The sequence below is a fragment of the Parablastomonas sp. CN1-191 genome (assembly GCF_049354825.1).
In the GTDB taxonomy this organism is placed as follows: Bacteria; Pseudomonadota; Alphaproteobacteria; order Sphingomonadales; family Sphingomonadaceae; genus Novosphingobium.
Window position 1 is genome coordinate 1,797,841 of record NZ_CP186480.1, and the last position, 22,548, is coordinate 1,820,388.

Sequence of the window (22,548 nt, forward strand, 5' to 3'; positions counted from 1 at the left end):
ACCGCCAGGGCATTGACCGCTGGCGCCGCGCTGCACCTCCCTGCGCGGCGGGATAACTGGCCGCCGCGGGGTGTCCTACACGCGCCGGGTCTGGCATGGCGCCGCCATGTCCCCGATGCTGCCCGAAGACGATGACGCGCTGGCCGCCTACGCCGAGTGGGCGGAGATGGGCGAGGACGCGGCGGGCAACGGCCTTGCGCTCAGCACCCTGTCAAATGTGTCAAGCGACTGCGGCCTTCGCCCCGGCGAGAGCGCCGAGGACGTTCTGCACCGGGTGTTCGGGTTTCCGGACTTTCGCGGGGTTCAGCGCCAGGTCGTGGACCGCGTGCTGGCGGGCGAATCGACCTTGGCGGTCATGCCGACCGGGGCGGGCAAGAGCCTGACCTACCAGCTTCCGGCGCTGATGCTGCCCGGCACGTGCGTGGTGGTCAGCCCGCTGATCGCACTGATGCACGACCAGCTGCGCAGCGCGCGCGCCAATGGAATCCGCGCCGCCACGCTGACCAGCGCCGACAGCGAGGACGAGCGCGCCGCCGGCATCGAGGCGATGCGCAGCGGCCAGCTCGATCTTCTCTACGTCGCGCCCGAGCGCGCCAGCCAGGGCCATTTCCGCGAGCTTCTGGCCCGTTCGAACGTGGCGCTGTTCGCCATCGACGAGGCGCACTGCGTCTCCGAATGGGGGCACGATTTCCGCCCCGACTACCGCCTGCTGCGCCCGCTGATGGACGCCTTTCCGGACGTGCCGCGCCTGGCGCTGACCGCCACGGCCGACGCGCACACCCGCGCCGATATCCTGGCCCAGCTCGGCATTTCGGACGACGGACTGATCGTCGCCGGGTTCGACCGGCCCAACATCCGTTATGCCATCCGCCCGCGCGACGGCGCGCCGCAGCAACTGGCGGCGCTGCTGAAGGAAAACCCCGGCGCGGGCATCGTCTATGCCCCCACGCGCCGCCAGGTTGAGGAGCTGGCCGCCAAGCTTGCCGCCGCCACCGGGCGCCCCGTCCGCCCCTATCACGCCGGGCTCGATCCGGCGGTGCGCGCCGCCAACCAGGCCGCTTTCGTCGCGGCCGAAGACATGGTGATGGTCGCAACCGTCGCGTTCGGCATGGGCATCGACAAGCCCGACGTGCGCTTCGTCGCGCACGCGGCGATGCCCAAGTCGATCGAAGGCTATTACCAGGAAACCGGCCGCGCCGGGCGCGACGGCGATCCCGCGGTGGCGGTGATGCTGTGGGGTGCGGAGGATTTCCTCAAGGCCCGCCAGCGCCTGTCGGAGGTCGAACCGGCACGCCTTCCCGGTGAGCGGGCGCGGCTCGATTCGCTGGCCGCGCTGGTCGAGACCGCCGGTTGCCGCCGCGCGCTGCTGCTGCGCCATTTCGGCGAGGATCCGCCCGCATCCTGCGGCAATTGCGATACCTGCCTCGACCCGCCCAAGGTCGTCGATGCAACCGAACTGGCGCGCAAGGTGCTCAGCGCGGCCTACCGCACCGGGCAAAGCTTCGGCTTGGGTCACATCGCCAACGTGCTGACCGGCAAGGATGACGAGCGCGTCCGCACGCGCGGCCATGACCAGCTGTCGGTGTTCGGCATCGTCGGCGCCGAGGAGGCTCCGCTGCTGCGCCCGCTGGTGCGCGCACTGCAGGCGCGCGGCGCCCTCGTCGCCACCGAACACGGCGGGCTGGCGCTGGGCGGCAACGCGCGCGCGATCCTCATCGGCGAGGAACCGTTCGGGATGACGCTGCCACCCGCCGGGGCTTCGCGCGGCGGGCGGAAGCGCCGCGATGCGGCCGCCGCCAACCCGGTCGGCGATCCGCTGTTCGAAGCACTGCGGAGCCTGCGGCGCGAGCTGGCGGCGGAGGCCGGCGTGCCGCCCTATGTGATCTTCCACGATGCCACCCTGCGCGAGATGGCGACGTTGAAGCCGGCCTCGCAGGCCGAGCTTGGTCGCATCGCAGGGATCGGTGCACGCAAGCTGGAAGCCTATGGCGATGCATTCCTGGCGGCGATCCGCAACCACTGACCGGGTTTCGCTTGCGCAGATCCCTACGCGTGATATTAAGGTGATATCACTTTTACAGGGGTAACGAGCGATGTCCGAGGTAATCACCACGCAGGGCCAGACAATGACGGCCAGCCGCGAAACCCGCGCCTGGTCGACCAGCGGCTATCTGATGCTGGGCCTGTTCGTGGCGCTGTTGCTGATCTTCGCCTGGCGCGTCGTCGCCATGGCCGGCAGCAACCCGACCGATGCAGAGGTCACCCGCTTCGTCATCGGCACCGCGCTGCTGCCGATCGCGTTGATGCTGATCGCCAAGGGTTTTTACATGATCCAGCCCAACCAGGCGGTTGCGATCACGCTGTTCGGATCCTACCGCGGCACCGATCGCCATGCCGGGCTGCGCTGGGTGTGGCCGTGGATGAGCAAGACCAAGGTCTCGGTCCGCGCCAACAACCTCATCTCCGACAAGATCAAGGTCAACGACCTGCGCGGCAACCCGATCGAGATGGCGGCACAAGTGGTGTGGCGCGTGGTCGATACCGCGCAGGCGCTTTACGACGTCGACGATTACCGCGCCTTCGTGGTCGTCCAGATCGAGGCGGCCGTCCGCACCATCGGCTCGCGCTATCCCTACGACGACTTCGCCGACGCCGAAGTGACCCTGCGCGGCCACCACGACGAAGTCGGCGCCGAACTGCGTACCGAACTGATCGCCCGGCTCGCCACTGCCGGCATCACGGTGGACGAATGCGGGTTCACGCACCTTGCCTATGCGCAGGAGATCGCGGGCGCGATGCTGCGCCGCCAGCAGGCCGCCGCAGTCGTCGCGGCGCGGCAGACGCTGGTCGAAGGCGCGGTGGGCATGGTCGAACTGGCGCTGGCGCAGCTCTCGGCCAAGAACGTCGTCGAACTCGACGACGAGCGCCGCGCCGCCATGGTCAGCAACCTGATGGTGGTGCTGTGCGGCGAACGCGACACCCAGCCGATCGTCAACGCCGGGTCGCTGTACCAGTAGGGCCAGGCTACGCACGTGCCCTCTCCGGCGAAAAAGGCCTTTGCGCTGCGGCTCGATCCGGCGCTCCACGCGGCGCTGGAGCGCGTCGCCGCCGGCGACTTGCGCTCGGTCAATGCCGAGATCGAGTGCCTGCTGCGCGAGGCGCTGGCGCGCCGCGGGGTGAAGGTGGGAGAGGGCGAAGCGCCGCGGCGCGGACGACCCAGGAAGGAGAGCGAGGATGACTGAGCACACCGACAACGCCTGGTTCCTGCCCAAGCGGTATGGGCTTGGTTCGGGCCTGCCGATCCGTTGGCAGGGCTGGCTGCTGCTGGCGGCGCACGTCGCGCTGGTGGCGGCTGCCGCACCGTTTGCTAAAACCGCACCGATGACTTTCGCAGTCTGGGCCATCGCGATCACCGCGGCGGCGATGCCGATCTATGCCGCCAGGACGCGCGGCGGCTGGCGCTGGCGCTGGGGCGGGGACTAGGAACCACTGGCTTCGCCGCCGCGTTGCAAGGTCAAAGGATAGCGGCATGGCAGGCGGATGGTCGCGCGACGGCGCGGTACAGGATCAGATCGACGACAGCGTCAACGACGCCGTGGCCGGCGCGCGTGCCCGCATTCCCAGGGGCGAATCCGCGCAGTGGTGCGACGATTGCGGCGAGGACATCCCCCGGAAACGCCGCGATGCGCTGCCCGGGGTTCGCACCTGCGTTGCTTGCCAGGCGGTGCGCGACAAGGCGGTCATCCACTCGGCGATCAATCGCCGCGGCAGCAAGGACAGCCAGCTGCGTTAAAGCAGATGGCCGCTGCGATCGCGCTTGGTCGCCAGGTAGCGGGCGTTGAACGGGTTGGCGGGAAGCTGGTGCGCAACCCGTTCGGCCACGGCGACGCCGGCTGCGGCCAGGGCCGCAACCTTGGCGGGATTGTTGGTCATAAGCCGGATCGTCCGCACGCCCAGCAGGTCGAGCATCCGCGCGGCGACGGGAAAATCGCGCGCTTCGGCCGGAAGGCCCAGGCGTGTGTTGGCGTCCACGGTATCGAAACCCTGGTCCTGAAGGGCATAAGCCCGCAGCTTGTTGACCAGGCCGATGCCGCGTCCTTCCTGACGCAGGTAGAGAAGGATTCCCCAGCCGCCACGCTCCGCTTCTTGCGCCATCGCGGCCAGCGCGGCGTCGAGTTGCGGGCCGCAATCGCACTTCAGACTGCCCAGTACGTCTCCGGTCAGGCATTCGGAATGAAGCCGTACAAGAGGTTCAACCTCGCCCTGCTGCATGCCGATGACCAGCGCGACGTGCTCACGCATGTCATCCGGGGAGCGGAAAGCGACGATCTCGCCCGCGGTGCTGCTGAGCGTGGGAAGCTGCGCCCGAGTCGCGATCGCGAGATGACGCGGGTCGTGCCATTCGGCCAGGTCGGACGAGGACACGACCTGCGCCTCGCCCCCGGCGCTGGGATCCACAAGGAAGGCCGGCAGGATGCCCGCCAGCCGTGCCAGCTCGAGCGCGGTCTGCGCGGCGTACCGGTGATCCAGCGGCACGGCCGCGAACGGCCCCTTGAGCGGGGCGGCGAGGTCCTGCGACGGATCGGCAAGCACGCGGGCCGCCTCGATTGTGAAAGGCTCGGCACCGCGGATAAGGACCGGCGCCTCGGGCACGGCGGCGTCGCGCTGGTTGGCCAGCTTGAGCGTGGCGGCGCGGGCAGCGGAAAGCAGCATGCGATCACCGACCGCGCCAGGGGCAAAGCCGGTTTCGGCCGGAAGCAGGCGCAGCACGCCGTCGACTTCGATCGGCCAGCCGTGCCGCAGCGCGTCGAGCGCCAGCGCGACCCGGCGGGTCGCCCTCATGCCCGCGCCTTCACAGCGCGAACTCGGTGATCAGCGGCACGTGGTCGGACGGCTGCTCCCATCGCCGGGTTTCCTCGACGATGCGGTGCGACGTGGCCTGGGTGGCGAGCGCCGGCGAGGCCCACATGTGGTCGAGCCGCCGCCCCTGGTCCTTGTCGCGCCAGAACGAGCGGTAGGACCACCACGAGTAATTGCGGGCCGGCGCGGGGATGAACTGCCGGCCGAGATCGACCCACCCGTGGGCATCGCCGAAGCGGCCCAGCGCATCGACTTCGATCGGGGTGTGGCTGACGACCTTGAGCAGCGCCTTGTGATCGTAGACGTCGCAGTCGAGCGGGGCGATATTGAAGTCGCCGACGATCACGGTCGGGCGGTCGACCGTTTCGGCCCACCGCGTCATCCGCTCGACGAAATCCAGCTTCTGGCCGAACTTGGGGTTCAGCGCCCGATCGGCGATATCGCCGCCGGCGGGGATGTAGACGTTCTCGACGACCACGCCGCTGCCGGTCAGCTCGACCCCGACGTGGCGCGCCTCGCCGTTGTCCTGCCAGTCGCGCCGCGACACTTCGCGCAGCGGAATGCGGCTGACCGTGGCGACGCCGTGATAGCCCTTCTGGCCGTGGACGACGCGGTGCGTATAGCCGGCAGCCTCGAACAGGTCGTGGGGGAAGACCTCTTCCGCGCACTTGATCTCCTGCAGGCACAGCACGTCGGGCGCCTCCTGCGCCAGCATCCGCGCCACCTGCGGCCCGCGCAAGCGCACCGAATTCACGTTCCAAGTCGCAATCGAAACCATCGGCCAGCAGTTAGGAAGCCGCAGCGTTCTTGGCGAGGATTTTCGGGCGAAGCGCCGCGGCGTTCATCCGGATGCTCTCCGGGCAAACGAAAACCCTCGGTGCGGGGGCATTGCACCGAGGGTTCGTTTGCGTTCGTCACGCTTGACTTCGCGAGCCCGTAAAGGAGGCTTGGGCAACAGGGGGGAAACCCGCCTCTAGACCCGCGTCGTCGAGGTCTTTTCTATGTGAAAACCCCTTGCCTGAAAATGAACGGGATCCGCAGAATTGTCGCGATTTGTCGCACCCTCGGCACGCCGAGCGACGAGCCGAAGGCTGGCATCGACAAGCCGTTAGTTCTTGCGTCCGGTCGTGCGCGGATCGTTGTAGCGGAAGGTGTTGTCGGACACCGGCATTCCATAACGCTGGTTCGACAGCTTCACCGTGGTGCGGTTGTTCTGCGAATCGAGCGCCACCCAGTGCGACAGCTCCCACCCGCCCGGCGCCGCGGCGTTGCGCACGAAGATCAGCGTGATCACCCCATACTCTGGATGCGAGGTGTCGCGCGCCTCTATGCTGATGACGTTGGGATTGCCGGTCGGCTGCAATTTGCCGAACTTGGCGACATCGCGCGAGGGATCGAGCAGCGCGCCGAGCGGGCTGTTCTTGATCGGCCAGCGCTGGACCTGGCGAACCTGGTAATCGACGAATGTCAGCGCGCTGCCGTCGGAAACGACCAGCAGCGGCACGCCCTTTTCGTACTGGAAGCGAATCCGGCCGGGGCGCTTCAGGGTCATCACCCCAGATACCGTGCGGCCGGCGCGATCGGTCTGGGTGAAGTTGGCCGTCATCGTCCCGATCGAGCGCAAGGCGCTGACGGCAGCATTAAGCTCACCGCCGGACTGGGCGATGGCGGCCTGGGGCGCGACCAGCGCGATCGGCGCGGAAACGACGAGCGCCGCCGAAGCGGCGGCGCCGAGCGAGAATCGAATGCGATCAAACAAGTGGTTCATGCCTCTATCGTTAATCAACAGGGCTTGAACTCTGAATGAACCTGGCGGTTCCGCCGCCGATTGATCCGGCGGCCCGGATCGTGCCGGGTTTCAGACAGCTTGCCCGGTATGGCCCGGGCTGGCGATCACTTGATCTTGGCTTCCTTGAACTCGACGTGCTTGCGCACGACGGGATCGTACTTCTTGAAGACCATCTTTTCGGTCGTGTTGCGCGGATTCTTCTTCGTGACGTAGAAGAAGCCGGTGTCGGCGGTCGAGACCAGCCGGATCTTGACGGTTGCGGGCTTCGCCATGGCGGTATCCTGTGTCTTTCCGATTCGGGCCCGCGAGAAATGCGCGGTACCCGCCTGAAACAGCAAGAGCGACGCGCGCGGCGCCGCCCCATCCGGGCGGGCCAATGGTGAAGAATCGCGCCCAAGTCAAGGCGCGACGCGCTGCCGTCTCATTCCTTAAACGGGGCGATCGGCTCCAGCACTTGGAAGGTTTCGCGTTGCGGCTGGGACCGCAGCTTGGGGAACTTGATGTCGGCGGCTGGCGCCTCGAACGGGGGCAGGCGTTGCAGGAAGTCCTGCAACAGGGTCAGCCGGCCCAGTTTCTGGTCGTTGAAATCGACCAGGGTCCACGGCGCCCAGGCGGTGTGCGTGGCGCGCAGCATCGCCTCGCGCGCGGCGGTATAGTCGGCATAATGCTTGCGGGCGGCGAAATCGACCGGCGACAGCTTCCACTGCTTGAGCGGATCCTCGGCCCGTTCGCGCAGGCGTTTTTCCTGCTGCGCCTGGTCGGTGCAGAGCCAGTACTTGAACAAGAGGATGCCGTCGTCGACCAGCAGCTTCTCGAACGCCGGTGCCTGGGCAAGGAAATCCTCGACCTCGGCCGGGGTAGCGAAGCCCATCACCTTCTCGACCCCGGCGCGGTTGTACCAGGACCTGTCGAACAGGACGATCTCGCCCGCCGCGGGCAAGTGCGCGACATAGCGCTGGAAATACCACTGCGCCGCCTCGCACTCGTTCGGCTTGGGCAGCGCCACGACGCGGCACTGGCGCGGGTTGATGGGGCCTGACAAGTCCTGGATCGCGCCGCCCTTGCCGCCGGTATCGCGTCCCTCGAACACCACGACGACGCGCGCGCCGGTGGCGGCGACCATCCGCGCCGCGCCGACGAGCTGCTTCTCGATCGGCTCGTAAAGCTTGTCGTACGCCTTGCGCTTGAGGTGGTGGCTCATGGCTTGTCGCTCCGCCGTTGCCGCCGCAGTCTGCCTGCGCGGTTCGTTTGCAGCAACCCCCGGGCACTGGTAACGTTTCCCCATGTCACAGACCGCCCTGCTCGATACCGACTTCACCCGCCTGCCGGACCGGGACGAGGGGGTGTTCACCGCCCCCCTGCAGCGGCCCGACGGGGTCGGCGAAGACTGGCTCGAGCCGAGCCAGCGCGATTACGGCGCCGAAGACGACGCGATCTGGAACGACCTGTACGAGCGGCAGATGGACATCCTGCCCGGCCGCGCCGCCACCGCGTTCCTGGCCGGCACGCAGAAGCTGGCGCTGGGGCGCGGCGGCGTGCCCGAGTTTGCCCGCCTGTCCGCCGAGCTGGGCGCGCTGACCGGGTGGAGCGTCGTTCCCGTGCCGATGCTGATCCCCGATCACGTGTTCTTCTGGCACCTGGCCAACCGGCGCTTTCCGGCCGGCAATTTCATCCGCACGCGCGCGACCTTCGACTACATCCAGGAGCCCGACGTCTTTCACGACGTGTTCGGCCACGTGCCGATGCTGGCCGACCCCGTCTACGCCGACTACATGCAGGAATACGGCCGCGCCGGGTGGAAGGCGATGCGCTACAACCGCCTGAAGGCGCTGGGCGCGCTGTACTGGTACACGGTGGAGTTCGGGCTGATCCTTGAGGGGCCGGACCCCCAGAAGGACCTGCGCGCCTACGGTGCCGGGATCCTGTCGGGGCCGAGCGAGGCGGTGTTCAGCCTGGAGGCGCGTTCGCCCAACCGCATCATGCTGAATGTCGACCGGGTGATGCGCACCGATTACGTGATCGATGACCTGCAGCCGACCTATTTCGTGATCGAGAGCTTCGACCAGTTGTTCCACGCCACGGTCGATCGCGATTTCGACCGGCTGTACCGCGCGCTGGGGCCCGGTTTCACTTATGCCAACACCGCGGTGATCGACGTGGACGACGTGCTGACGCGCGGAACGCTGGAGTATCACTTGCGCGGTGGGCGCGGATCGGGCGCGGTGCCGGTCTAGGAATTTACGGCTGATACGAAAAGGGCCGGCAGCGCGAAGCTGCCGGCCCGATTCTTTGCCGTGAATGGCAAGTGCTGGATTACTCCGGCGCCTTGTCGTTCTTGTCGGCGGCGTTTTCCATGGCGTCGGCCTTGGCATCGCCCTTTTCGCGAACGGCATCGGCCTTGTTCTGCACGGCGTCTTCGCTGGCAGCGGCGGTCGATTCCATCGCATCAGCGGCGGCATCCGAAGCGTCACGGACGTCGTCCGCGGCGGCTTCCTGGGCGTTTTCCTTCTTCGAGTCGCAAGCGGCGACCGACAGGCCCATCGCGGCGACCGACGCGATCATCGCGCCCTTGATCAGGAACTTCATGTGTTTTTCCCCTTCACGTATGGAAGAGGCGGCCGGGAACCCGGACCGCCCCTTCGGTTAAAGCCCTTTCAGAGGCTTAGCGCATCGAACCGCGACGAACCAGGTTCACGATCGCCAGAAGGACAACCGCACCGAGGAACGAAACGATCAGCGAGCTACCGCTGAAGTCGCCGGCCATGATGTTGCCGCCACCGATCATCGGATTCAAGATAAACCCGGCAAGCAGGGCGCCGATGATGCCGACGACCACGTTCAGCAGGATGCCCTGCTGCGCGTCGGTGCGCATGACCAGGCTGGCGAGCCAGCCAATGATACCACCGACGAGAATAAGAATGATAAGACCCATGACGAACGTACCTCTCTGCTGACAACTGCCTCAGAAAAGCGGCGCGCGACGTTTGGTTCCCCCGCTGCGACGAACCGAAAAATTTCTTCGCACCCCGCGCATCAGCGCGCCAGCAGCACCAGCGCCAGCCCGCCCGACGCGATCCGGTACCAGGCGAACGGCGAGAAACCGGTCTTGCTGACGAATGCCACGAACCCGCGGATCACCGCCAGCGACACCACGAAGGCGACCGCGAAGCCGATGCCGATCTCGCCCCAGCCCACCGTCATGTGCCCGCCCATCAGCGCGTCGCGATTGTCGAGCAGTTCGAGCGTGGTCGCGCCAAGCATCGTCGGCACGGCCAGGAAAAAACTGAACTCGGCCGCGGTGCGCCGCTCGATCCCCATCGCCAGCGCACCCATGATCGTCGCGCCCGACCGGCTGACGCCGGGCACCATCGCCAGGCACTGGATGATGCCGACGCCAAGCGCCTGCGTGACCGGCAGCTGCCCGACACCGCTGGGCCCGCCCGGCTTGGCCACCCGCTCTATGACAAGGATGGCAATGCCGCCGGCGATCAGCGCCCAGGCGACGATCGAGGCATTGCCGAGCATCGCCTCCACCTGGTGCTTGAACAGCAGCCCGATCACTGCCGCCGGCAGGAATGCGACCAGCAGGTTGCGCACGAACGCGATGCTGAGCGGCTCGAGCTTGAGCAGCCCCATCGCGACCGCCCAGAACGTGCGCCAGTACTGGACCACCACCGCCAGGATCGCGCCCAGCTGGATCACCACGTTGAAGACCTGCCAGGTCTTGGGATCGTAGCCGAACAGCGCCGAGGCGAGGATCAGGTGCCCGGTCGAGGACACGGGAATGAATTCGGTCAGCCCTTCGACCAGGCCGAGGAGGATTGCGGTGAGCGTCAGGTCCATGGCGCGCTTGTGAACGCGGCCCGCCCTGCCAAGTCAAGCAGGGCGGGCCGGTCCAGCGGGATTATCAACCGCGCGGTGGCGGCCTGTTTGGGAATCGGGCGATCACCAGATGCGCACGCGGTCCTTGGGAGCGAGGTACAGCTTGTCGCCCGGCTCGACGTTGAACGCCTTGTACCACGGATCGAAGTTGCGCAGCACCGCGTTCACCCGCGCTTCGGCCAGCGAGTGCGGGTCGGTCTGCAGCAGCTGGCGGCCGAAGGCGTCGCGGTACTTCCAGCGCCATGCCTGCGCATAGCTGAGGAAGAAGCGCTGATCGCCGGTCAGCCCGTCGATCACCGGCGCCGGCTTGCCCTTGAGCGACAGCTTGTAGGCCTGGTACGCCATCGAGACACCGCCGAGGTCGCCGATGTTCTCGCCCAGCGTCAGGCGCCCGTTGTGGCAGGTCTTGCCGTCGTCGTACGGGCATTCCTTGTCGTACTGTGCGGCCAGCTTGGCGGTCAGCGCCTCGAAGGTCTTGCGGTCGGTGTCGGTCCACCAGTTCTCGAGCGCGCCGGTGGGGCCGAACTTCGATCCCTGGTCGTCGAAGCCGTGGCCGATCTCGTGCCCGATCGTGGCACCCACCGCGCCATAGTTCACCGCTGCATCGGCCTTGGGATTGAAGTAGGGCGGCTGCAGGTAGGCGGCGGGGAACACGATCTCATTCGCCGGCGGCATGTAGTAGGCGTTGACCGTCTGCGGGGTCATCAGCCACTTGCCCTTGTCGACCGGGTTGGCAAGGTCGTGGAGCTGGTCCTTCCAGCCCCAGTCGCTGACCGACATGGCGGTTGCCAGCGCCTGGCCCGGCACCACCGTCAGCCCGTCATACGTCTTGAACTTGTCCGGGTAGCCGATCTTCACGCCGAAGGCGTCGAGCTTCTTCTGCGCGGCCACGCGGGTCGCCGGCGTCATCCACGGCAGGGTCTTGAGGTTGGTGCCCAGCGCGGTGCGCAAGTTGCCGACCAGCTCCTGCATGGCGACCTTGCTCGACGCGGGGAAATGCTGCTCGACATAGACCTTGCCGATCGCCTCGCCCATCGCGCCTTGCACGAACGACAGTCCGCGCTGCCAGCGCTCGCGCTGCTGGGTCAGGCCGCTCAGCGTCTTGCCGTAGAAATCGAAGTTCGCGTTGTCGATGTCGCTGGGCAGGACCGACGATGCGCCCGACAGGAAGCGCGCCGCCATCCAGGCCTTGATATCCTCGATCGGAGCGGTGTTGAGCAGCGCGAACATCGCCGGCATGCCGCCGCCCAGCTTCTTCACCTGGTCGGGGGTCAGGCCCAGCTTGGCGATGGTGTCCGCGCTGGGAGGAACCTGCTCGACATAGAGGCTCGGGACCGCATCGATGTGGAGCCCGGCCAGCGTCTCGGCAATCGGGAACCCGCCCGCCATGGCGCGGAAATCGGCTTGGCTGACGCGGTTGGTGGTCAGTTCGGGATTGCGCGACAGGGCGCGGTCCCAGCCGACGACGGCGAACTGCTTTTCCAGCTCGTAGACGCGCGCCGCGGTCGCGGCGGGATCGGAATAGCCCGCCTTGCCGAGCAGGAACGCGAGGTAATCCTTGTACTTCGCGCGGATCGCCAGGTTCTTGTCGCTGTCGACCAGGTAATAGTCGCGGTCGGGCAGGCCGAGCCCGCCGACGCCGGTGTAGAGCGCGTTGGCGCCCGGGTTCTTGACGTCGATCGAGACATACTCCCCGATCGGCGAGGGGATGCCGGTGACCGCGAAGGCGCGCGCCAGGTCGGCCCGGGTCTGGATGCCGGCGATGCGGTCCAGATACGGCTTGGCCGGTGCCAGCCCGGCGGCGTTGATCGCGGCGGTATCGACGTAGGTCTTGTAGGCCTGGCCGATGCGCCACTCCAGGCTGCCTTCGGGGTAGGTCCCGGCGGCCAGGTTCTGCACGATCGAGCGGACGTCGCGCTCCGCGCCCAGGCGCAGGCCCAGCGCCATGCCGCTGTAGGGGTACTGCGGCGGGATCACTTCCTTGGCCATCCACTTGCCGTTGACGAAGGCGAAGAAATCGTCGCCCGGCTTGACCGAGCGGTCGAGCTCGGCGGGGTTGAAGCCCCAGCCGCCGAAGGTGGGCAGGACATAGTCCTTCTGCGGCGCCGGAGCGGCGACCGGGGCCGCTGCAGGGGCGGCGGCCGGCGCGCCCTGCGCGAAAGCGGGCGCGGCCAGCATGGTGGTGGCGGCAAGCGCCGCGGCAAAACGGATCATGAAGCGTATCCCCTTGATTTGCCGGACAAGCGACTCCGGCACCCTGCCAGGCAGCCTAATCGCCTGAAGGCAAAGGGGAAGCGTGTTTCGGCGGCGGCGGTATGTCGTTGGTCGATTGCAAACGAAAACGGCCCGCGGGATCGCCGCGGGCCGTGATCGTCTTTGAGGCGTACCTTACCAGATGCGCAGGCGCTGTTCCGGCGGCAGGTACAGCTTGTCGCCCGGCTTCACGTTGAAGGCCTTGTACCATTCGTCGAAGTTGCGAACGATCGCGTTGATGCGGAACTGCGCCGGCGAATGCGGATCGGTCTTGAGCCGCTGGCGCAGCGCCTCGTCACGGATCTTCTCGCGCCACACCTGCGCATAGGCCATGAAGAACCGCTGGTCGCCGGTCAGCCCGCCGATCACCGGCGCCTTCTTGCCGCCCAGCGACATGTGATAGGCGCGATAAGCCAGGCTCAGCCCGCCAAGGTCGCCGATGTTTTCGCCCAGCGTAAGCCGCCCGTTGACGCAGGCCTTGCCGCCGGCCGTGCTGTCATCGAACGGGCAGTTGGCATCGTACTGCGCCACCAGCGCGTCGGTCAGCTTGGTGAAGGCGGCCTTGTCTTCCGGGGTCCACCAGTCGCGCAGGTTGCCGGTGCCGTCCGACTTGGAGCCCTGGTCATCGAAGCCGTGGCCCATTTCGTGGCCGATCACCGCGCCGATGGCGCCGTAGTTGATCGCCGGATCGGCGGTCGCCTGGAAGAACGGCGCCTGCAGGATCGCCGCCGGGAACACGATCTCGTTCATCGGCGGGTTGTAGTAGGCGTTGACCGTCTCGGGCAGCATGCCCCACTCGGTCCGGTCGATCGGCTTGCCCAGGCGCGACAGGTTGTCGGCCTGGCCCCACTTGGCCGCAGCCATCGCGTTGTCGAAGGCCGACGTCGGGGTGAAGGTCAGCCCGTCATACGTCTTCCACTTGTCGGTGTAGCCGATCTTGGGCGTGAAGGCGTCAAGCTTGGCCTGGGCCTGGACCCGGGTGGCCGGGCTCATCCACTTGAGGTCCTTGAGGTTGGCCGCCATCGCCGCGCGCAGGTTGGCGACCAGGCTTTGCATCGCCACCTTGTTGGCGGCGGGGAAATAGCGCTCGGCATAGATCTTGCCGAGCAGCTCGCCCGCGCTGCCCTCGACGAAGCCGATGCCGCGCTTCCAGCGGTCGCGCTGCTGCGGCTGGCCGTTGAGGAACTTGCCGTAGAAGGCGAAGCTGGCGTCATCGATGCGCTTGGGCAGGACCGAGGCGTTGCTGGAAACAAGGTTCTTGGCCAGCCACGCCTGCCAGGTCGCGACCGGCGCGCTGGACACCAGCGCCGCCACGGCCGGCACGCCGCCGCCCAGCTTGGCCGCCATTTCGGGCGTGTACTTGGCCGCGGCCAGTTCCTCGGCCGTGGGCGGAACCTGGGCGACGATCAGGTAGGGCACATCGGGCGTGCCGAACGCGCTGAGGAAGTTCTTGAGCGGTGCCTGCGGCGCCAGTGCCGCGAACTCGTCCACGGTCATGCGGTTGTAAGTCAGGTCGCGGTTGCGGCTGAGCGCACGGTCCCAGGCGTCCTTCGCCAACTCGGTCTCGAGGGCATAGACGCTGTTCGCCGTCGCCGCCGGATCGGCATAGCCAAGCTCGCCGAAGATGCCGGTCATGTAGGCCTTGTAGGCGGCCTGGATCTCGCGGTTGCGGGGGGTGTCGACCAGGTAGTAGTCGCGGTCGGGCAGGCCAAGCCCGCCGGCGCGAACCTGCACCGCGTACTTGGAGGAATCCTTGGAATCGATGCCGACGCCGATGCCGATCGGCGAAGCCAGCCCGGGCTGCGCGAACAGCGTCATCAGGTCGGTCGCGTTCTTGGCGGCGTTGATGCGGTCGAGATAGGGCTTGAGCGGGCTAAGGCCGGCCTTCTCGATCCCGTCGGTGTCCATGAACGACTGGTAAGCCGCGGCGATGCGCGCGGCGTCGGTGCCCGGCGCCGGGTTCGAGGCGGCGAGATCGTCGAGGATCGCCTTGGTGCGCGCCTCGGACAGGATCGCCAGGGTATCGAACGAACCGAACCGGGTGCGGTCGGCCGGGATCTGGGTGGCGGCGATCCACTTGCCGTTGACGTAGCGGTTGAAGTCATCGCCCGGCTTGACGCTGGGATCGACGTTCTGGACCTGCAGGCCGAACTTGCCCCAGTCGCCCGGGACGGTGCTGAGGTCGGTCGTGGCCGCAGCGGCGGCGGATACAGGGGCGGCGCTCTGCGCCAGCGCGGGCGCCGCGAAGGCGGCAATGGCAGTGGCCGCCAGCAGGCGGGCAAACGGTTTGGTCATGGACGAATCTCTCCAGCAGTGCGCACCCGAATTGGCCCGCTTTTCAGAACCTTATCGAAAGGTGCCGCTGAATAGGGCCTGACTTCGCGCGCGCGGGCGATCAATCGACGGACGACAGACCCTGGCCGTCGAACGGCATCTGGCTGGCCTGCGCGGAGTCGAATTGCGCCGGGTCGAACTGCAGGGCCGCAAGGCGCGCATAGAGCCCGCCGGCCCTGGCGAGCTGCGTGTGCGTGCCGGTTTCGACGATCCGGCCCTTGTCCATCACCACGATCCGGTCGGCCTGGCGCACCGTGGCCAGGCGGTGCGCGATGACGAGCGTGGTGCGCCTCGCCATCAGGCGGTCGAGCGCGTCCTGGACCAGCCGCTCGCTCTCGGCGTCGAGCGCGCTGGTCGCCTCGTCCAGCAGCAGGATCGGCGCATCGCGCAGCAGCGCGCGGGCGATTCCCATGCGCTGGCGCTGCCCGCCCGAAAGGCGCGCCCCGCCCTCGCCCAGGAAGGTATCGAGCCCTTCGGGGAGCGCGCGCAGGAACGTCTCGGCGTTGGCGTCGGCGGTAGCCTGCCAGATCGCCGCGTCGTCGGCGTCGCGGTTGCCGTAGAGCAGGTTTTCGCGGGCGCTGGCGGCAAACAGCACCCCTTCCTGCGGCACCAGCGCCATGCGGCGGCGGATCTCGGCAGGGTCGGCGGCCGTCAGGTTGACCCCGTCGAGCTTCACCGCGCCGGCCTGCGGGTCGTAGAACCGCTCGGCCAGCTGGAACAGCGTGGTCTTGCCCGCGCCCGAGGGCCCCACCACGGCGACCGTCTCGCCCGGCTCGACGATCAGCGACACCTTGTCGAGCGCGGCGACGTCCGGGCGGGTGGGATAGCGGAAGGTGACGGCGTCGAACTCTATCCGCCCGCGCGGCGGCACCGGCAGCGCCTGCGGGCGCGCCGGGGCGGCGATCTGCGGCCGTTCGTGCAGCAGCTCGTTAAGGCGGCCGGCCGCGCCGGCGCCGCGCAGCAGGTCGCCGTAGACCTCGGTCAGCGAACCGAACGCGCCCGCGACGATGCCGCCGGTGAAGACGAATGCGGCGATCGTCCCGCCCGACACCGCGCCGGCGGCAACGCCCTCTGCGCCCTGCCACATCGCGAAGGTGATCCCGCCGAAGACCAGGAAGATGACGATCGCGGTCATCGCGGCGCGGATTGCGATGCGCCGCCGGGCTACCGCGAAGGTCTGCTCGACCACTTCGGAAAAGGCCTGCCGCTCGTGCTCTTCCTGGTTGAAGGCCTGGACCACGCGCATGGCACCCAGCACTTCGGCGGTGCGCGCGCCGATCACCGCGACGCGGTCCTGGCTGGTGCGCGACACCGTGCGCAGCCGCCGCCCGAACCAGGCGATCGGCAGGACGACGACCGGGATCGCCACGACCAGCCCCGCGGTCAGCTTGGGGGCGAGGTAGAACAGGTAAGCGAGCCCGCCGATCGCGGTGATCGCGTTGCGCAGCGCGACCGACACGGTGGTGCCGACGACCTGCTCGATCAGCGCGGTATCCGCGGTCATCCGCGAGGCGATCTCCTTGGGGCTGTTCTCCTCGAAGAAGCTGGGCGGCAGGCGCAGCAGGTTGGCCTGCACCCGGGCGCGAATATCGCCGACCACGCGCTCTCCCAGCCACGACACGAAGTAGAACCGCAGCGCCGTCCCGATGCCCAGCACCACCACGATCATCAGCAGGTAGCGGAACGAATGGGCGATGGTATCGCGATCGGCGCCGGCCCCGAAGGCCTTGTCGACGATCACCTTGAAACGGGCGGGAATCGCGATCGTGGCCGATGCCGTGATCGTCAGCGCGAACAGAGCGATGGCGATATGGCGGGGATACTGCGCGGCCTGGCGCCAGATCATCCGCAGCGGGCCAAGCGTGCGCGCCGGCGGAGCGGCCGCGGCGTCGGGCGTTTCGATCACGGGCGGCGCAGCGGGGCTATCGGCCATGGCCGCGCCCCTAGCACAGCCGCAGCGCCGGGCCAGCGCAAAGCGCGTGGCGGGTGGAAAGACGGCCTGCCCGCCCCCAAGTACTGCATTGCACAATGGAACTTAACAGCGCACGGTGCGCTGCAGCATCGGGCCAAGACCGAGCTGCACAGGAGGACGGAGCGGCAATGCTCTACACTGCTTACGAACTGCAACGTTCGTGGCTCAATGCCGCGAGCACCTGGGCCTCGGTCACTGCCGAGCTGCTCAATAACCCGGCGCTTCCCTTCGGCTATGCCGGCATCGGTCCGGTTGCGGCCTCTGCGCTGGAAGTGTTCGCCCACGCGTCGGCAAGCTATGGCAAGCCGGCCTTCGACATCGAGACCGTCACCGTCGACGGTGCCGAGCACGCGGTCACCGAATCGATCGTCCTCCACCGTCCGTTCTGCCGCCTGCTGCGCTTCACGCACGACGGGCTGCCCAAGGACGCGCCGCGCCTGCTGATCGTCGCGCCGATGAGCGGGCATTATGCCACGCTGCTGCGCGGCACGGTCGCCCGCATGGCCGAACGCTGCGTCGTTTACGTCACCGACTGGGCCGACGCGCGGACCGTGCCGTCGAGCGAGGGGACCTTCGACCTCGACGATTACATCGACTACCTGATCGACTTCCTGGCGTTCACCGGCGCCGGCACGCACGTGCTGGCGGTGTGCCAGCCGTCGGTTCCGGCGCTGGCGGCGACCGCGATCATGGCGCGGCGGGGCGACCCCAACAGGCCGCAGACGCTGACGATGATGGGCGGCCCGATCGACACGCGCGAGGCGCCGACCAGCGTCAACGACCTGGCGATGCAGCGTCCGATCGAGTGGTTCCGCCACAACGTGATCGCCACCGTGCCGCTGCACTATCCGGGCGGCGGCCGGCGGGTCTATCCGGGCTTCCTGCAGCTGGCAGGGTTCATGAGCATGAACCTGGGCAATCACATGCTCAGCCACTATCACCTGTTCAAGCACCTGGTCGACGGCGACGGCGAAAGCGCCGAGGCGACCAAGGCGTTCTACGACGAATACCGCTCTGTCGCCGACCTCGACGCGGCCTTCTACCTGCAGACGGTGGAAGAGGTGTTCCAGAAGCATTCGCTTCCCAAGGGCACGTTCGTCCACCGCGGCACCACGGTTGACCTGGGCGCCATCGACGAGACGGCGATCCTGGCGATCGAGGGCGAAAAGGACGATATTTCGGGCATCGGCCAGACCAGGGCCGCGCTCAAGCTTGCGACCGGCCTCGCCGAGAGCCGCAAGCAGTATTACCTCGCGCCCGGCGCCGGCCATTACGGGATCTTCAACGGCAGCCGCTGGCGCACTACGATCGCCCCGATCGTCGAGGCATGGATCGCGAAATTCGAGCCCCCCGCGCTGAAAGCCGTCGCCTGATCAGTCGGTAGCGGCCGGCGGCGGCGACCGGCGGCCGAACAGCCGTCGCAGCACCCGCCGCGCGGCCATCAGCAGCCAGATCGCCAGCGCCAGCAGCACGACCGCGATCGCGCCGGCCGCCAGCGGGTGCGTGTAGGCCAGGAACAGCAGCCCGGTCGTTGCGATATCCTCGGCCGTGGAAACCACGACGTTGCTGAACGGTTCGGGGCTGGCATTGACCACCGCCCGCGCGCCGGCCTTGCCGCCGTGCGCCAGCAGCGAGGCGCCGCCACCCAGGATGAAGACGATCGCCTGGGTCGCCGGATCGCCCGGATCGACGATCGACAGCGCCAGCATTGCCCCGCCCAGCGGCCTGATCACCGTGTGAACGGTGTCCCACAAGCTGTCGAGCCAGGCGATCTTGTCGGCGAAGAACTCGCACAGCGCGGCGAAGCCAGCCGTGCCCATCACCCACGGGCTGGCCAGCGCCTTGAGCGCGGCCAGATGCTCCGGCAACGGCAGCCAGCCGGTGTGCATCGCCAGACCGGTGACGAAGATGCAAAGATAGAGCCGCCAGCCAGACAGCAGGCTGACGCTGCCTGCCAGGCCCAGGATCTGGATCAGTCCCAAGTGTTCCACGCGCCCCTCCCCGCCGCCGGCAAACGCCGGTCAGCAGGGGATGCGCGTTATCGCTCCGCCCGGCAAGCCCGCGCGGCGCGGGGTCAGAGAACCTCGAACAACCCGGCCGCGCCCATGCCGCCGCCGACGCACATCGTCACGACGACATGCTTGGCACCGCGGCGCTTGCCCTCGATCAGGGCATGCATCGTGCAGCGCGCGCCGGTCATCCCGTAAGGATGGCCGATCGAGATCGAGCCGCCGTTGACGTTGAGCAGTTCGTCGGGGATGCCCAGCTTGTCGCGGCAGTAGAGGACCTGGACCGCGAACGCCTCGTTCAGTTCCCACAGGCCGATGTCGCTCATCTTGAGGTCGAAACGCTCAAGCAGCCGGGGAATCGCGAAGACCGGACCGATGCCCATCTCGTCGGGTTCGGTCCCCGCGACCGCCATGCCGACATAGCGTCCGAGCGGGGTCAGGCCGCGCTTGGCGGCCAGGGCGGCCTCCATCACGATCACCGCCGCCGAACCGTCCGAAAGCTGGCTGGCATTGCCCGCGGTGACGATACCGTCGGGCAGAACGGGCTTCAGGCTGGACAGCCCCTCGAGCGTCGTCTCGGGGCGGTTGCCCTCGTCCTTGGCGATGGTGACCTCCTTCATGGTCACTTCGCCGGTTTCCTTGTTCGCGATGCCCATCGTCGTGGTGCAGGTGACGATCTCGTCATCGAACCTGCCCGCGGCCTGCGCCGCGGCGGTGCGCTGCTGCGACTGGAGCGCGTATTCGTCGCACTGCTCGCGCGAGATGCCGTAACGCTTGCCGACGGTCTCGGCGGTCTGGAGCATCGGCATGTAGACTGCCGGGTGCATTTCCAGCAGCGAACGATCGGGCATGACCCGCATGTCCTTGGTCTGCACCAGGCTGATCGATTCCTGGCCGCCGGCGGCGACGATGTCCATGCGGTCGACGATGACCTGCTTGGCCGCGGTGGCGATCGTCATCAGCCCCGACGAGCACTGCCGGTCCATGCTCATGCCCGAAACCGTGACCGGCAGCCCGGCGCGCAGGGCCACCTGGCGGGCGATGTTGCCGGCCTGGGCGCCCTGCTGCAGCGCGGCGCCCCACAACACGTCGTCGACCTCGCCGCCGTCGATGCCCGCACGCTCGACCGCCCTGGCGAGCGCCAGTGCCCCCAGCGTGGCGCCGGGGGTGGCGTTGAAGGCGCCCTTGTAGGCCCGGCCGATGGGGGTCCGGGCGGCGGAGACGATGACGGCATCACGCATGATTGGGTTTCCTTCGGTGAATTGGCGCGGCCTGTGGCGCGATCAGATGAAGACCTGGCTGATCCATTCGGCGATGAGCGCGGGCTTGTCCTCACCCTCGATCTCGATCGTGATTTCCATGGTTTCCTGCCACTGCCCCGGGCGCTTTTCGGCCAGCTCGAGCAGCTTGAAATGGGCACGAACGCGCTTGCCCGAGCGGACCGGGGACAGGAAGCGGACCTTGTTGCCGCCGTAGTTGACGCCCATCTTGATGTTGTCCGGGCGCGGCACGTCGGAGTTCTGGCGCAGTGCCGGGATCAGCGACAGCGTCAGGAAGCCATGCGCGATGGTTCCGCCGAACGGAGTCATCGCCGCCTTGGCGGGATCGACGTGGATGAACTGGAAGTCGCCGGTCGCCTCGGCGAACTGATCGATCCGCTGCTGCGTCACCTCGATCCACTCCGAAGTGCCGACCTGCTGGCCAACCTTTTCGCTCATGTCCTGCGGGGTCATCGCGGTCTCCTTCGCGTCGTTTCGCAAGGCTTCATGGCAGGGCCAGGGCCCCCATGCAACGCGCCGCCGCCTGCCGTTACGGCATCGCGGGGCAAGGCCGAGCGCGATGGCGCAACCGGCCCGCGAATCACCCGGCCGGGATAGTCCGGTGCGGCTCTATCCAACCGGGGGTATGGGCCTGAAGCCAGCGCTGGGCAGGTTTTTCGAGGCGGTGGTACAGCAGAACCGATGCTGCCAGTACCGCCGCGAAATAGGCCATCAGCCCACCGGCGCCGAGCACCGCCCCGCCCGCCAGCGCAGCCGCGACGGCGCCGATGAAACTGTGCGACAGGTAGGTCGAATAGCTGATTTCGCCCAGGTAGCGCAGCGGGCGGGTATCGAAGATGCGGGCGGGCAGGCCGCGCAGCAGCGCCAGCGCGTAAAGCGTCGCCGCGAACGCCGGCGGGGCGATTGCGGTCTCCGGCAATTGCCACGCCCAGCCGGCGGCAAGGACCGCCGCCAGCACCGCGACCGGCACGACCGCGGGAAGGTCGGGCCGGCGCGACCAGCCGACGCAGACGAGCGCACCGACCGCGAATTCCGCCAGGCAGCGCCACAGCCCGAAGCGGGCGATGTCGGCGCCCAGCGAGACATAGCCGTGCGCGGCGAACAGCGCGTGAACCGCGGCCAGCACCCCCGCCACCAGCAGCAGCCAGCCGCCCAGCGCCACCCAGCGGCGGCCGAGCAGGACCACCAGCGCCGGGAACAGCAGGTAAGCGGCAACCTCGGTGCTGATCGACCACGACGGGTCGTTCCACTTCAGCGGGTCGATGAAGCCCCAGGCCTGGATCAGCAGGATGTGGTAGGGCAGGTGACCGGGCGGAAAGCGCGACAGGTCGGCGCCGAGCAGCCCCATCACCGCCGCGAAGACCGCGAAGGCGGCGATCATCGCGCCGTGCAGCGGCCAGACCCGCGCGAAGCGGCGCCACAGAAAGCTGCGCATCGCCCCCGGTCCGCCATCGGCAAGGCGCGCGGCGTAATTGTGCCAGATCACAAAGCCGGACAGCATGAAGAACAGGTCGACTGCCAGGTAGCCGAACGAGAAGACGTGCAACACTGCCGGATGCAGCAGCCCCTCGGTCCACGGGCGGGCATGAAACAGGACCACCAGCCAGGCGGCAACGCCGCGCACGCCGGTCAGCGCGCCCAGTTGGCGAGGCAGGGCCGCAGCGGCGGCAGGACTGGCAACGTCGAGGGCCACGCAGCGCCTGATAGGGATTTTAGCCGTTTCGTGAACCCTCTTCGGCCGCTTTCACGCCCCATTTACCGCAACTGTGGCAGGAAGGCCGAGTCGCTGGCAGGACGAAGGGAGGCGCCATGTTCGGAACATTTTCAGGGCGCCGGCGTGCCGGTGCGAAAGAGACGGGTGCGCGCGTCCTCGACATCGCCCAACTGCCCGAACCGGCAGCGCGCGAGGCGCCGCTGTCCGGACCGCTGCTGGCATCGCGGCTGGGCGCGGCGCTCAGCGCCAGCGAGGCGCCGCACCGCGCCGAGGCCGCGACGATCGCCGCGCTGCGCCGCGCGCTGGACCGCTTGTCGGAACGCTAGACGCCTGCCCGTACGCTTGCCGCCTGACCACGACGGCGGCTTGCCGCAAGGCGTGTCATTCGCAGTTGCAAAAACATCTTTCTGTCGCCACTGGGTTCCCTCGCGTAATTTTCTGCTGCTAGCAGACAA

At 67.9% G+C, this 22,548-nt stretch carries 23 protein-coding genes; 8 read left to right on the forward strand and 15 right to left on the reverse strand.

Annotated elements, in window-relative coordinates:
- The first annotated feature begins 106 nt into the window (after positions 1-106).
- The 5 genes from recQ to ACOYW6_RS08920 all read left to right on the forward strand — a co-directional run bounded on the left by recQ (position 107) and on the right by ACOYW6_RS08920 (position 3,793).
- The gene (gene recQ / locus ACOYW6_RS08900) at positions 107-2,023 is read left to right on the forward strand and encodes a DNA helicase RecQ (protein WP_423140973.1); all 1,917 of its coding nucleotides are present in this window, start codon (positions 107-109) and stop codon (positions 2,021-2,023) included.
- Positions 2,024-2,093: 70 nt separating this feature from the next.
- On the forward strand, positions 2,094-3,017 hold the full coding sequence (locus ACOYW6_RS08905) for an SPFH domain-containing protein (protein WP_423140974.1): 924 nt from the start codon (positions 2,094-2,096) through the stop codon (positions 3,015-3,017).
- Between the two features lie 15 nt (positions 3,018-3,032).
- On the forward strand, positions 3,033-3,242 hold the full coding sequence (locus ACOYW6_RS08910; RefSeq protein ID WP_423140975.1) for a toxin-antitoxin system HicB family antitoxin: 210 nt from the start codon (positions 3,033-3,035) through the stop codon (positions 3,240-3,242).
- Positions 3,235-3,483: a hypothetical protein gene (locus ACOYW6_RS08915; protein ID WP_423140976.1), complete on the forward strand. Its 249-nt coding sequence runs from the start codon at positions 3,235-3,237 to the stop codon at positions 3,481-3,483. The genes ACOYW6_RS08910 and ACOYW6_RS08915 overlap by 8 nt, the downstream gene beginning before the upstream one ends.
- Before the next feature lie 46 nt (positions 3,484-3,529).
- Positions 3,530-3,793, forward strand: a complete 264-nt coding sequence (locus ACOYW6_RS08920) for a DksA/TraR family C4-type zinc finger protein (protein WP_423140977.1) — start codon at positions 3,530-3,532, stop codon at positions 3,791-3,793.
- Here the strand turns inward: ACOYW6_RS08920 and ribA are convergent.
- The 5 genes from ribA to ppk2 form a co-directional block, all read right to left on the reverse strand.
- Positions 3,790-4,842, reverse strand: coding sequence for a GTP cyclohydrolase II (gene ribA / locus ACOYW6_RS08925; RefSeq protein ID WP_423140978.1), 1,053 nt, complete (start codon positions 4,840-4,842; stop codon positions 3,790-3,792). The genes ACOYW6_RS08920 and ribA overlap by 4 nt on opposite strands.
- A 10-nt stretch (positions 4,843-4,852) precedes the next feature.
- Entirely contained in the window at positions 4,853-5,638 is a 786-nt protein-coding gene (locus tag ACOYW6_RS08930; protein ID WP_423140979.1) for an exodeoxyribonuclease III, read from the reverse strand.
- Positions 5,639-5,968: 330 nt separating this feature from the next.
- Positions 5,969-6,628 carry a LolA family protein gene (locus ACOYW6_RS08935; RefSeq protein ID WP_423140980.1) on the reverse strand — a complete coding sequence of 220 codons (660 nt, stop codon included), beginning with the start codon at positions 6,626-6,628 and terminating at the stop codon, positions 5,969-5,971.
- Positions 6,629-6,753: 125 nt separating this feature from the next.
- Entirely contained in the window at positions 6,754-6,921 is a 168-nt protein-coding gene (gene rpmG, locus ACOYW6_RS08940; protein ID WP_147089455.1) for a 50S ribosomal protein L33, read from the reverse strand.
- Positions 6,922-7,070: 149 nt separating this feature from the next.
- A complete protein-coding gene (gene ppk2, locus ACOYW6_RS08945) occupies positions 7,071-7,850 on the reverse strand; it encodes a polyphosphate kinase 2 (protein ID WP_423140981.1) in 780 nt (259 codons plus the stop codon).
- A gap of 82 nt (positions 7,851-7,932) precedes the next feature.
- On the opposite strand from ppk2, the gene phhA reads away from it, so the two are divergent.
- Positions 7,933-8,883: a phenylalanine 4-monooxygenase gene (gene phhA / locus ACOYW6_RS08950; protein WP_423140982.1), complete on the forward strand. Its 951-nt coding sequence runs from the start codon at positions 7,933-7,935 to the stop codon at positions 8,881-8,883.
- Between the two features lie 79 nt (positions 8,884-8,962).
- Here phhA and ACOYW6_RS08955 read toward each other — a convergent pair whose 3' ends face one another.
- From ACOYW6_RS08955 to ACOYW6_RS08980, 6 genes are all read right to left on the reverse strand, one after another.
- Positions 8,963-9,235 carry a hypothetical protein gene (locus ACOYW6_RS08955; protein WP_423140983.1) on the reverse strand — a complete coding sequence of 91 codons (273 nt, stop codon included), beginning with the start codon at positions 9,233-9,235 and terminating at the stop codon, positions 8,963-8,965.
- Between the two features lie 76 nt (positions 9,236-9,311).
- Positions 9,312-9,581 (reverse strand): GlsB/YeaQ/YmgE family stress response membrane protein, encoded by a 270-nt coding sequence (locus tag ACOYW6_RS08960; protein WP_423140984.1) that lies wholly within the window; start codon positions 9,579-9,581, stop codon positions 9,312-9,314.
- A 101-nt stretch (positions 9,582-9,682) separates the two neighbouring features.
- The gene (locus ACOYW6_RS08965; protein ID WP_423140985.1) at positions 9,683-10,492 is read right to left on the reverse strand and encodes an undecaprenyl-diphosphate phosphatase; all 810 of its coding nucleotides are present in this window, start codon (positions 10,490-10,492) and stop codon (positions 9,683-9,685) included.
- A gap of 102 nt (positions 10,493-10,594) precedes the next feature.
- The gene (locus ACOYW6_RS08970; protein ID WP_423140986.1) at positions 10,595-12,745 is read right to left on the reverse strand and encodes a M13 family metallopeptidase; all 2,151 of its coding nucleotides are present in this window, start codon (positions 12,743-12,745) and stop codon (positions 10,595-10,597) included.
- Positions 12,746-12,919: 174 nt separating this feature from the next.
- A complete protein-coding gene (locus ACOYW6_RS08975) occupies positions 12,920-15,079 on the reverse strand; it encodes a M13 family metallopeptidase (protein WP_423140987.1) in 2,160 nt (719 codons plus the stop codon).
- A 100-nt stretch (positions 15,080-15,179) separates the two neighbouring features.
- Positions 15,180-17,051: an ABC transporter transmembrane domain-containing protein gene (locus tag ACOYW6_RS08980; protein WP_423140988.1), complete on the reverse strand. Its 1,872-nt coding sequence runs from the start codon at positions 17,049-17,051 to the stop codon at positions 15,180-15,182.
- A gap of 167 nt (positions 17,052-17,218) precedes the next feature.
- Here ACOYW6_RS08980 and ACOYW6_RS08985 point away from each other — a divergent pair, with 167 nt between their 5' ends.
- Positions 17,219-18,463, forward strand: coding sequence for a polyhydroxyalkanoate depolymerase (locus tag ACOYW6_RS08985; protein ID WP_423140989.1), 1,245 nt, complete (start codon positions 17,219-17,221; stop codon positions 18,461-18,463).
- Here the strand turns inward: ACOYW6_RS08985 and ACOYW6_RS08990 are convergent, their stop codons facing one another.
- The 4 genes from ACOYW6_RS08990 to ACOYW6_RS09005 all read right to left on the reverse strand — a co-directional run bounded on the left by ACOYW6_RS08990 (position 18,464) and on the right by ACOYW6_RS09005 (position 22,072).
- Complete coding sequence (locus ACOYW6_RS08990) at positions 18,464-19,072, reverse strand: DUF4126 domain-containing protein (protein ID WP_423143099.1); 609 nt, start codon at positions 19,070-19,072, stop codon at positions 18,464-18,466.
- A gap of 92 nt (positions 19,073-19,164) precedes the next feature.
- The gene (locus ACOYW6_RS08995; RefSeq protein ID WP_423140990.1) at positions 19,165-20,340 is read right to left on the reverse strand and encodes an acetyl-CoA C-acyltransferase; all 1,176 of its coding nucleotides are present in this window, start codon (positions 20,338-20,340) and stop codon (positions 19,165-19,167) included.
- 42 nt (positions 20,341-20,382) lie between these two features.
- Positions 20,383-20,832 (reverse strand): MaoC family dehydratase, encoded by a 450-nt coding sequence (locus tag ACOYW6_RS09000; RefSeq protein ID WP_423140991.1) that lies wholly within the window; start codon positions 20,830-20,832, stop codon positions 20,383-20,385.
- A gap of 127 nt (positions 20,833-20,959) precedes the next feature.
- Positions 20,960-22,072 carry an acyltransferase family protein gene (locus ACOYW6_RS09005; RefSeq protein WP_423140992.1) on the reverse strand — a complete coding sequence of 371 codons (1,113 nt, stop codon included), beginning with the start codon at positions 22,070-22,072 and terminating at the stop codon, positions 20,960-20,962.
- 116 nt (positions 22,073-22,188) lie between these two features.
- Between ACOYW6_RS09005 and ACOYW6_RS09010 the strand changes: the two genes are divergently transcribed.
- A complete protein-coding gene (locus tag ACOYW6_RS09010; protein ID WP_423140993.1) occupies positions 22,189-22,419 on the forward strand; it encodes a hypothetical protein in 231 nt (76 codons plus the stop codon).
- The last annotated feature ends 129 nt before the right edge of the window (positions 22,420-22,548 follow it).

What these genes read in the sequence shown, in the direction of transcription:
- recQ (WP_423140973.1), top strand. Translation starts at nt 107, where the DNA reads ATGTCCCCGATGCTGCCCGAAGACGATGACGCGCTGGCCGCCTACGCC.
- ACOYW6_RS08905 (WP_423140974.1), top strand. Translation starts at nt 2,094, where the DNA reads ATGTCCGAGGTAATCACCACGCAGGGCCAGACAATGACGGCCAGCCGC.
- ACOYW6_RS08915 (WP_423140976.1), top strand. Translation starts at nt 3,235, where the DNA reads ATGACTGAGCACACCGACAACGCCTGGTTCCTGCCCAAGCGGTATGGG.
- ACOYW6_RS08920 (WP_423140977.1), top strand. Translation starts at nt 3,530, where the DNA reads ATGGCAGGCGGATGGTCGCGCGACGGCGCGGTACAGGATCAGATCGAC.
- ribA (WP_423140978.1), bottom strand. Translation starts at nt 4,842, where the DNA reads ATGAGGGCGACCCGCCGGGTCGCGCTGGCGCTCGACGCGCTGCGGCAC.
- ACOYW6_RS08930 (WP_423140979.1), bottom strand. Translation starts at nt 5,638, where the DNA reads ATGGTTTCGATTGCGACTTGGAACGTGAATTCGGTGCGCTTGCGCGGG.
- ACOYW6_RS08935 (WP_423140980.1), bottom strand. Translation starts at nt 6,628, where the DNA reads ATGAACCACTTGTTTGATCGCATTCGATTCTCGCTCGGCGCCGCCGCT.
- rpmG (WP_147089455.1), bottom strand. Translation starts at nt 6,921, where the DNA reads ATGGCGAAGCCCGCAACCGTCAAGATCCGGCTGGTCTCGACCGCCGAC.
- ppk2 (WP_423140981.1), bottom strand. Translation starts at nt 7,850, where the DNA reads ATGAGCCACCACCTCAAGCGCAAGGCGTACGACAAGCTTTACGAGCCG.
- phhA (WP_423140982.1), top strand. Translation starts at nt 7,933, where the DNA reads ATGTCACAGACCGCCCTGCTCGATACCGACTTCACCCGCCTGCCGGAC.
- ACOYW6_RS08955 (WP_423140983.1), bottom strand. Translation starts at nt 9,235, where the DNA reads ATGAAGTTCCTGATCAAGGGCGCGATGATCGCGTCGGTCGCCGCGATG.
- ACOYW6_RS08960 (WP_423140984.1), bottom strand. Translation starts at nt 9,581, where the DNA reads ATGGGTCTTATCATTCTTATTCTCGTCGGTGGTATCATTGGCTGGCTC.
- ACOYW6_RS08965 (WP_423140985.1), bottom strand. Translation starts at nt 10,492, where the DNA reads ATGGACCTGACGCTCACCGCAATCCTCCTCGGCCTGGTCGAAGGGCTG.
- ACOYW6_RS08970 (WP_423140986.1), bottom strand. Translation starts at nt 12,745, where the DNA reads ATGATCCGTTTTGCCGCGGCGCTTGCCGCCACCACCATGCTGGCCGCG.
- ACOYW6_RS08975 (WP_423140987.1), bottom strand. Translation starts at nt 15,079, where the DNA reads ATGACCAAACCGTTTGCCCGCCTGCTGGCGGCCACTGCCATTGCCGCC.
- ACOYW6_RS08980 (WP_423140988.1), bottom strand. Translation starts at nt 17,051, where the DNA reads ATGGCCGATAGCCCCGCTGCGCCGCCCGTGATCGAAACGCCCGACGCC.
- ACOYW6_RS08985 (WP_423140989.1), top strand. Translation starts at nt 17,219, where the DNA reads ATGCTCTACACTGCTTACGAACTGCAACGTTCGTGGCTCAATGCCGCG.
- ACOYW6_RS08995 (WP_423140990.1), bottom strand. Translation starts at nt 20,340, where the DNA reads ATGCGTGATGCCGTCATCGTCTCCGCCGCCCGGACCCCCATCGGCCGG.
- ACOYW6_RS09000 (WP_423140991.1), bottom strand. Translation starts at nt 20,832, where the DNA reads ATGACCCCGCAGGACATGAGCGAAAAGGTTGGCCAGCAGGTCGGCACT.
- ACOYW6_RS09010 (WP_423140993.1), top strand. Translation starts at nt 22,189, where the DNA reads ATGTTCGGAACATTTTCAGGGCGCCGGCGTGCCGGTGCGAAAGAGACG.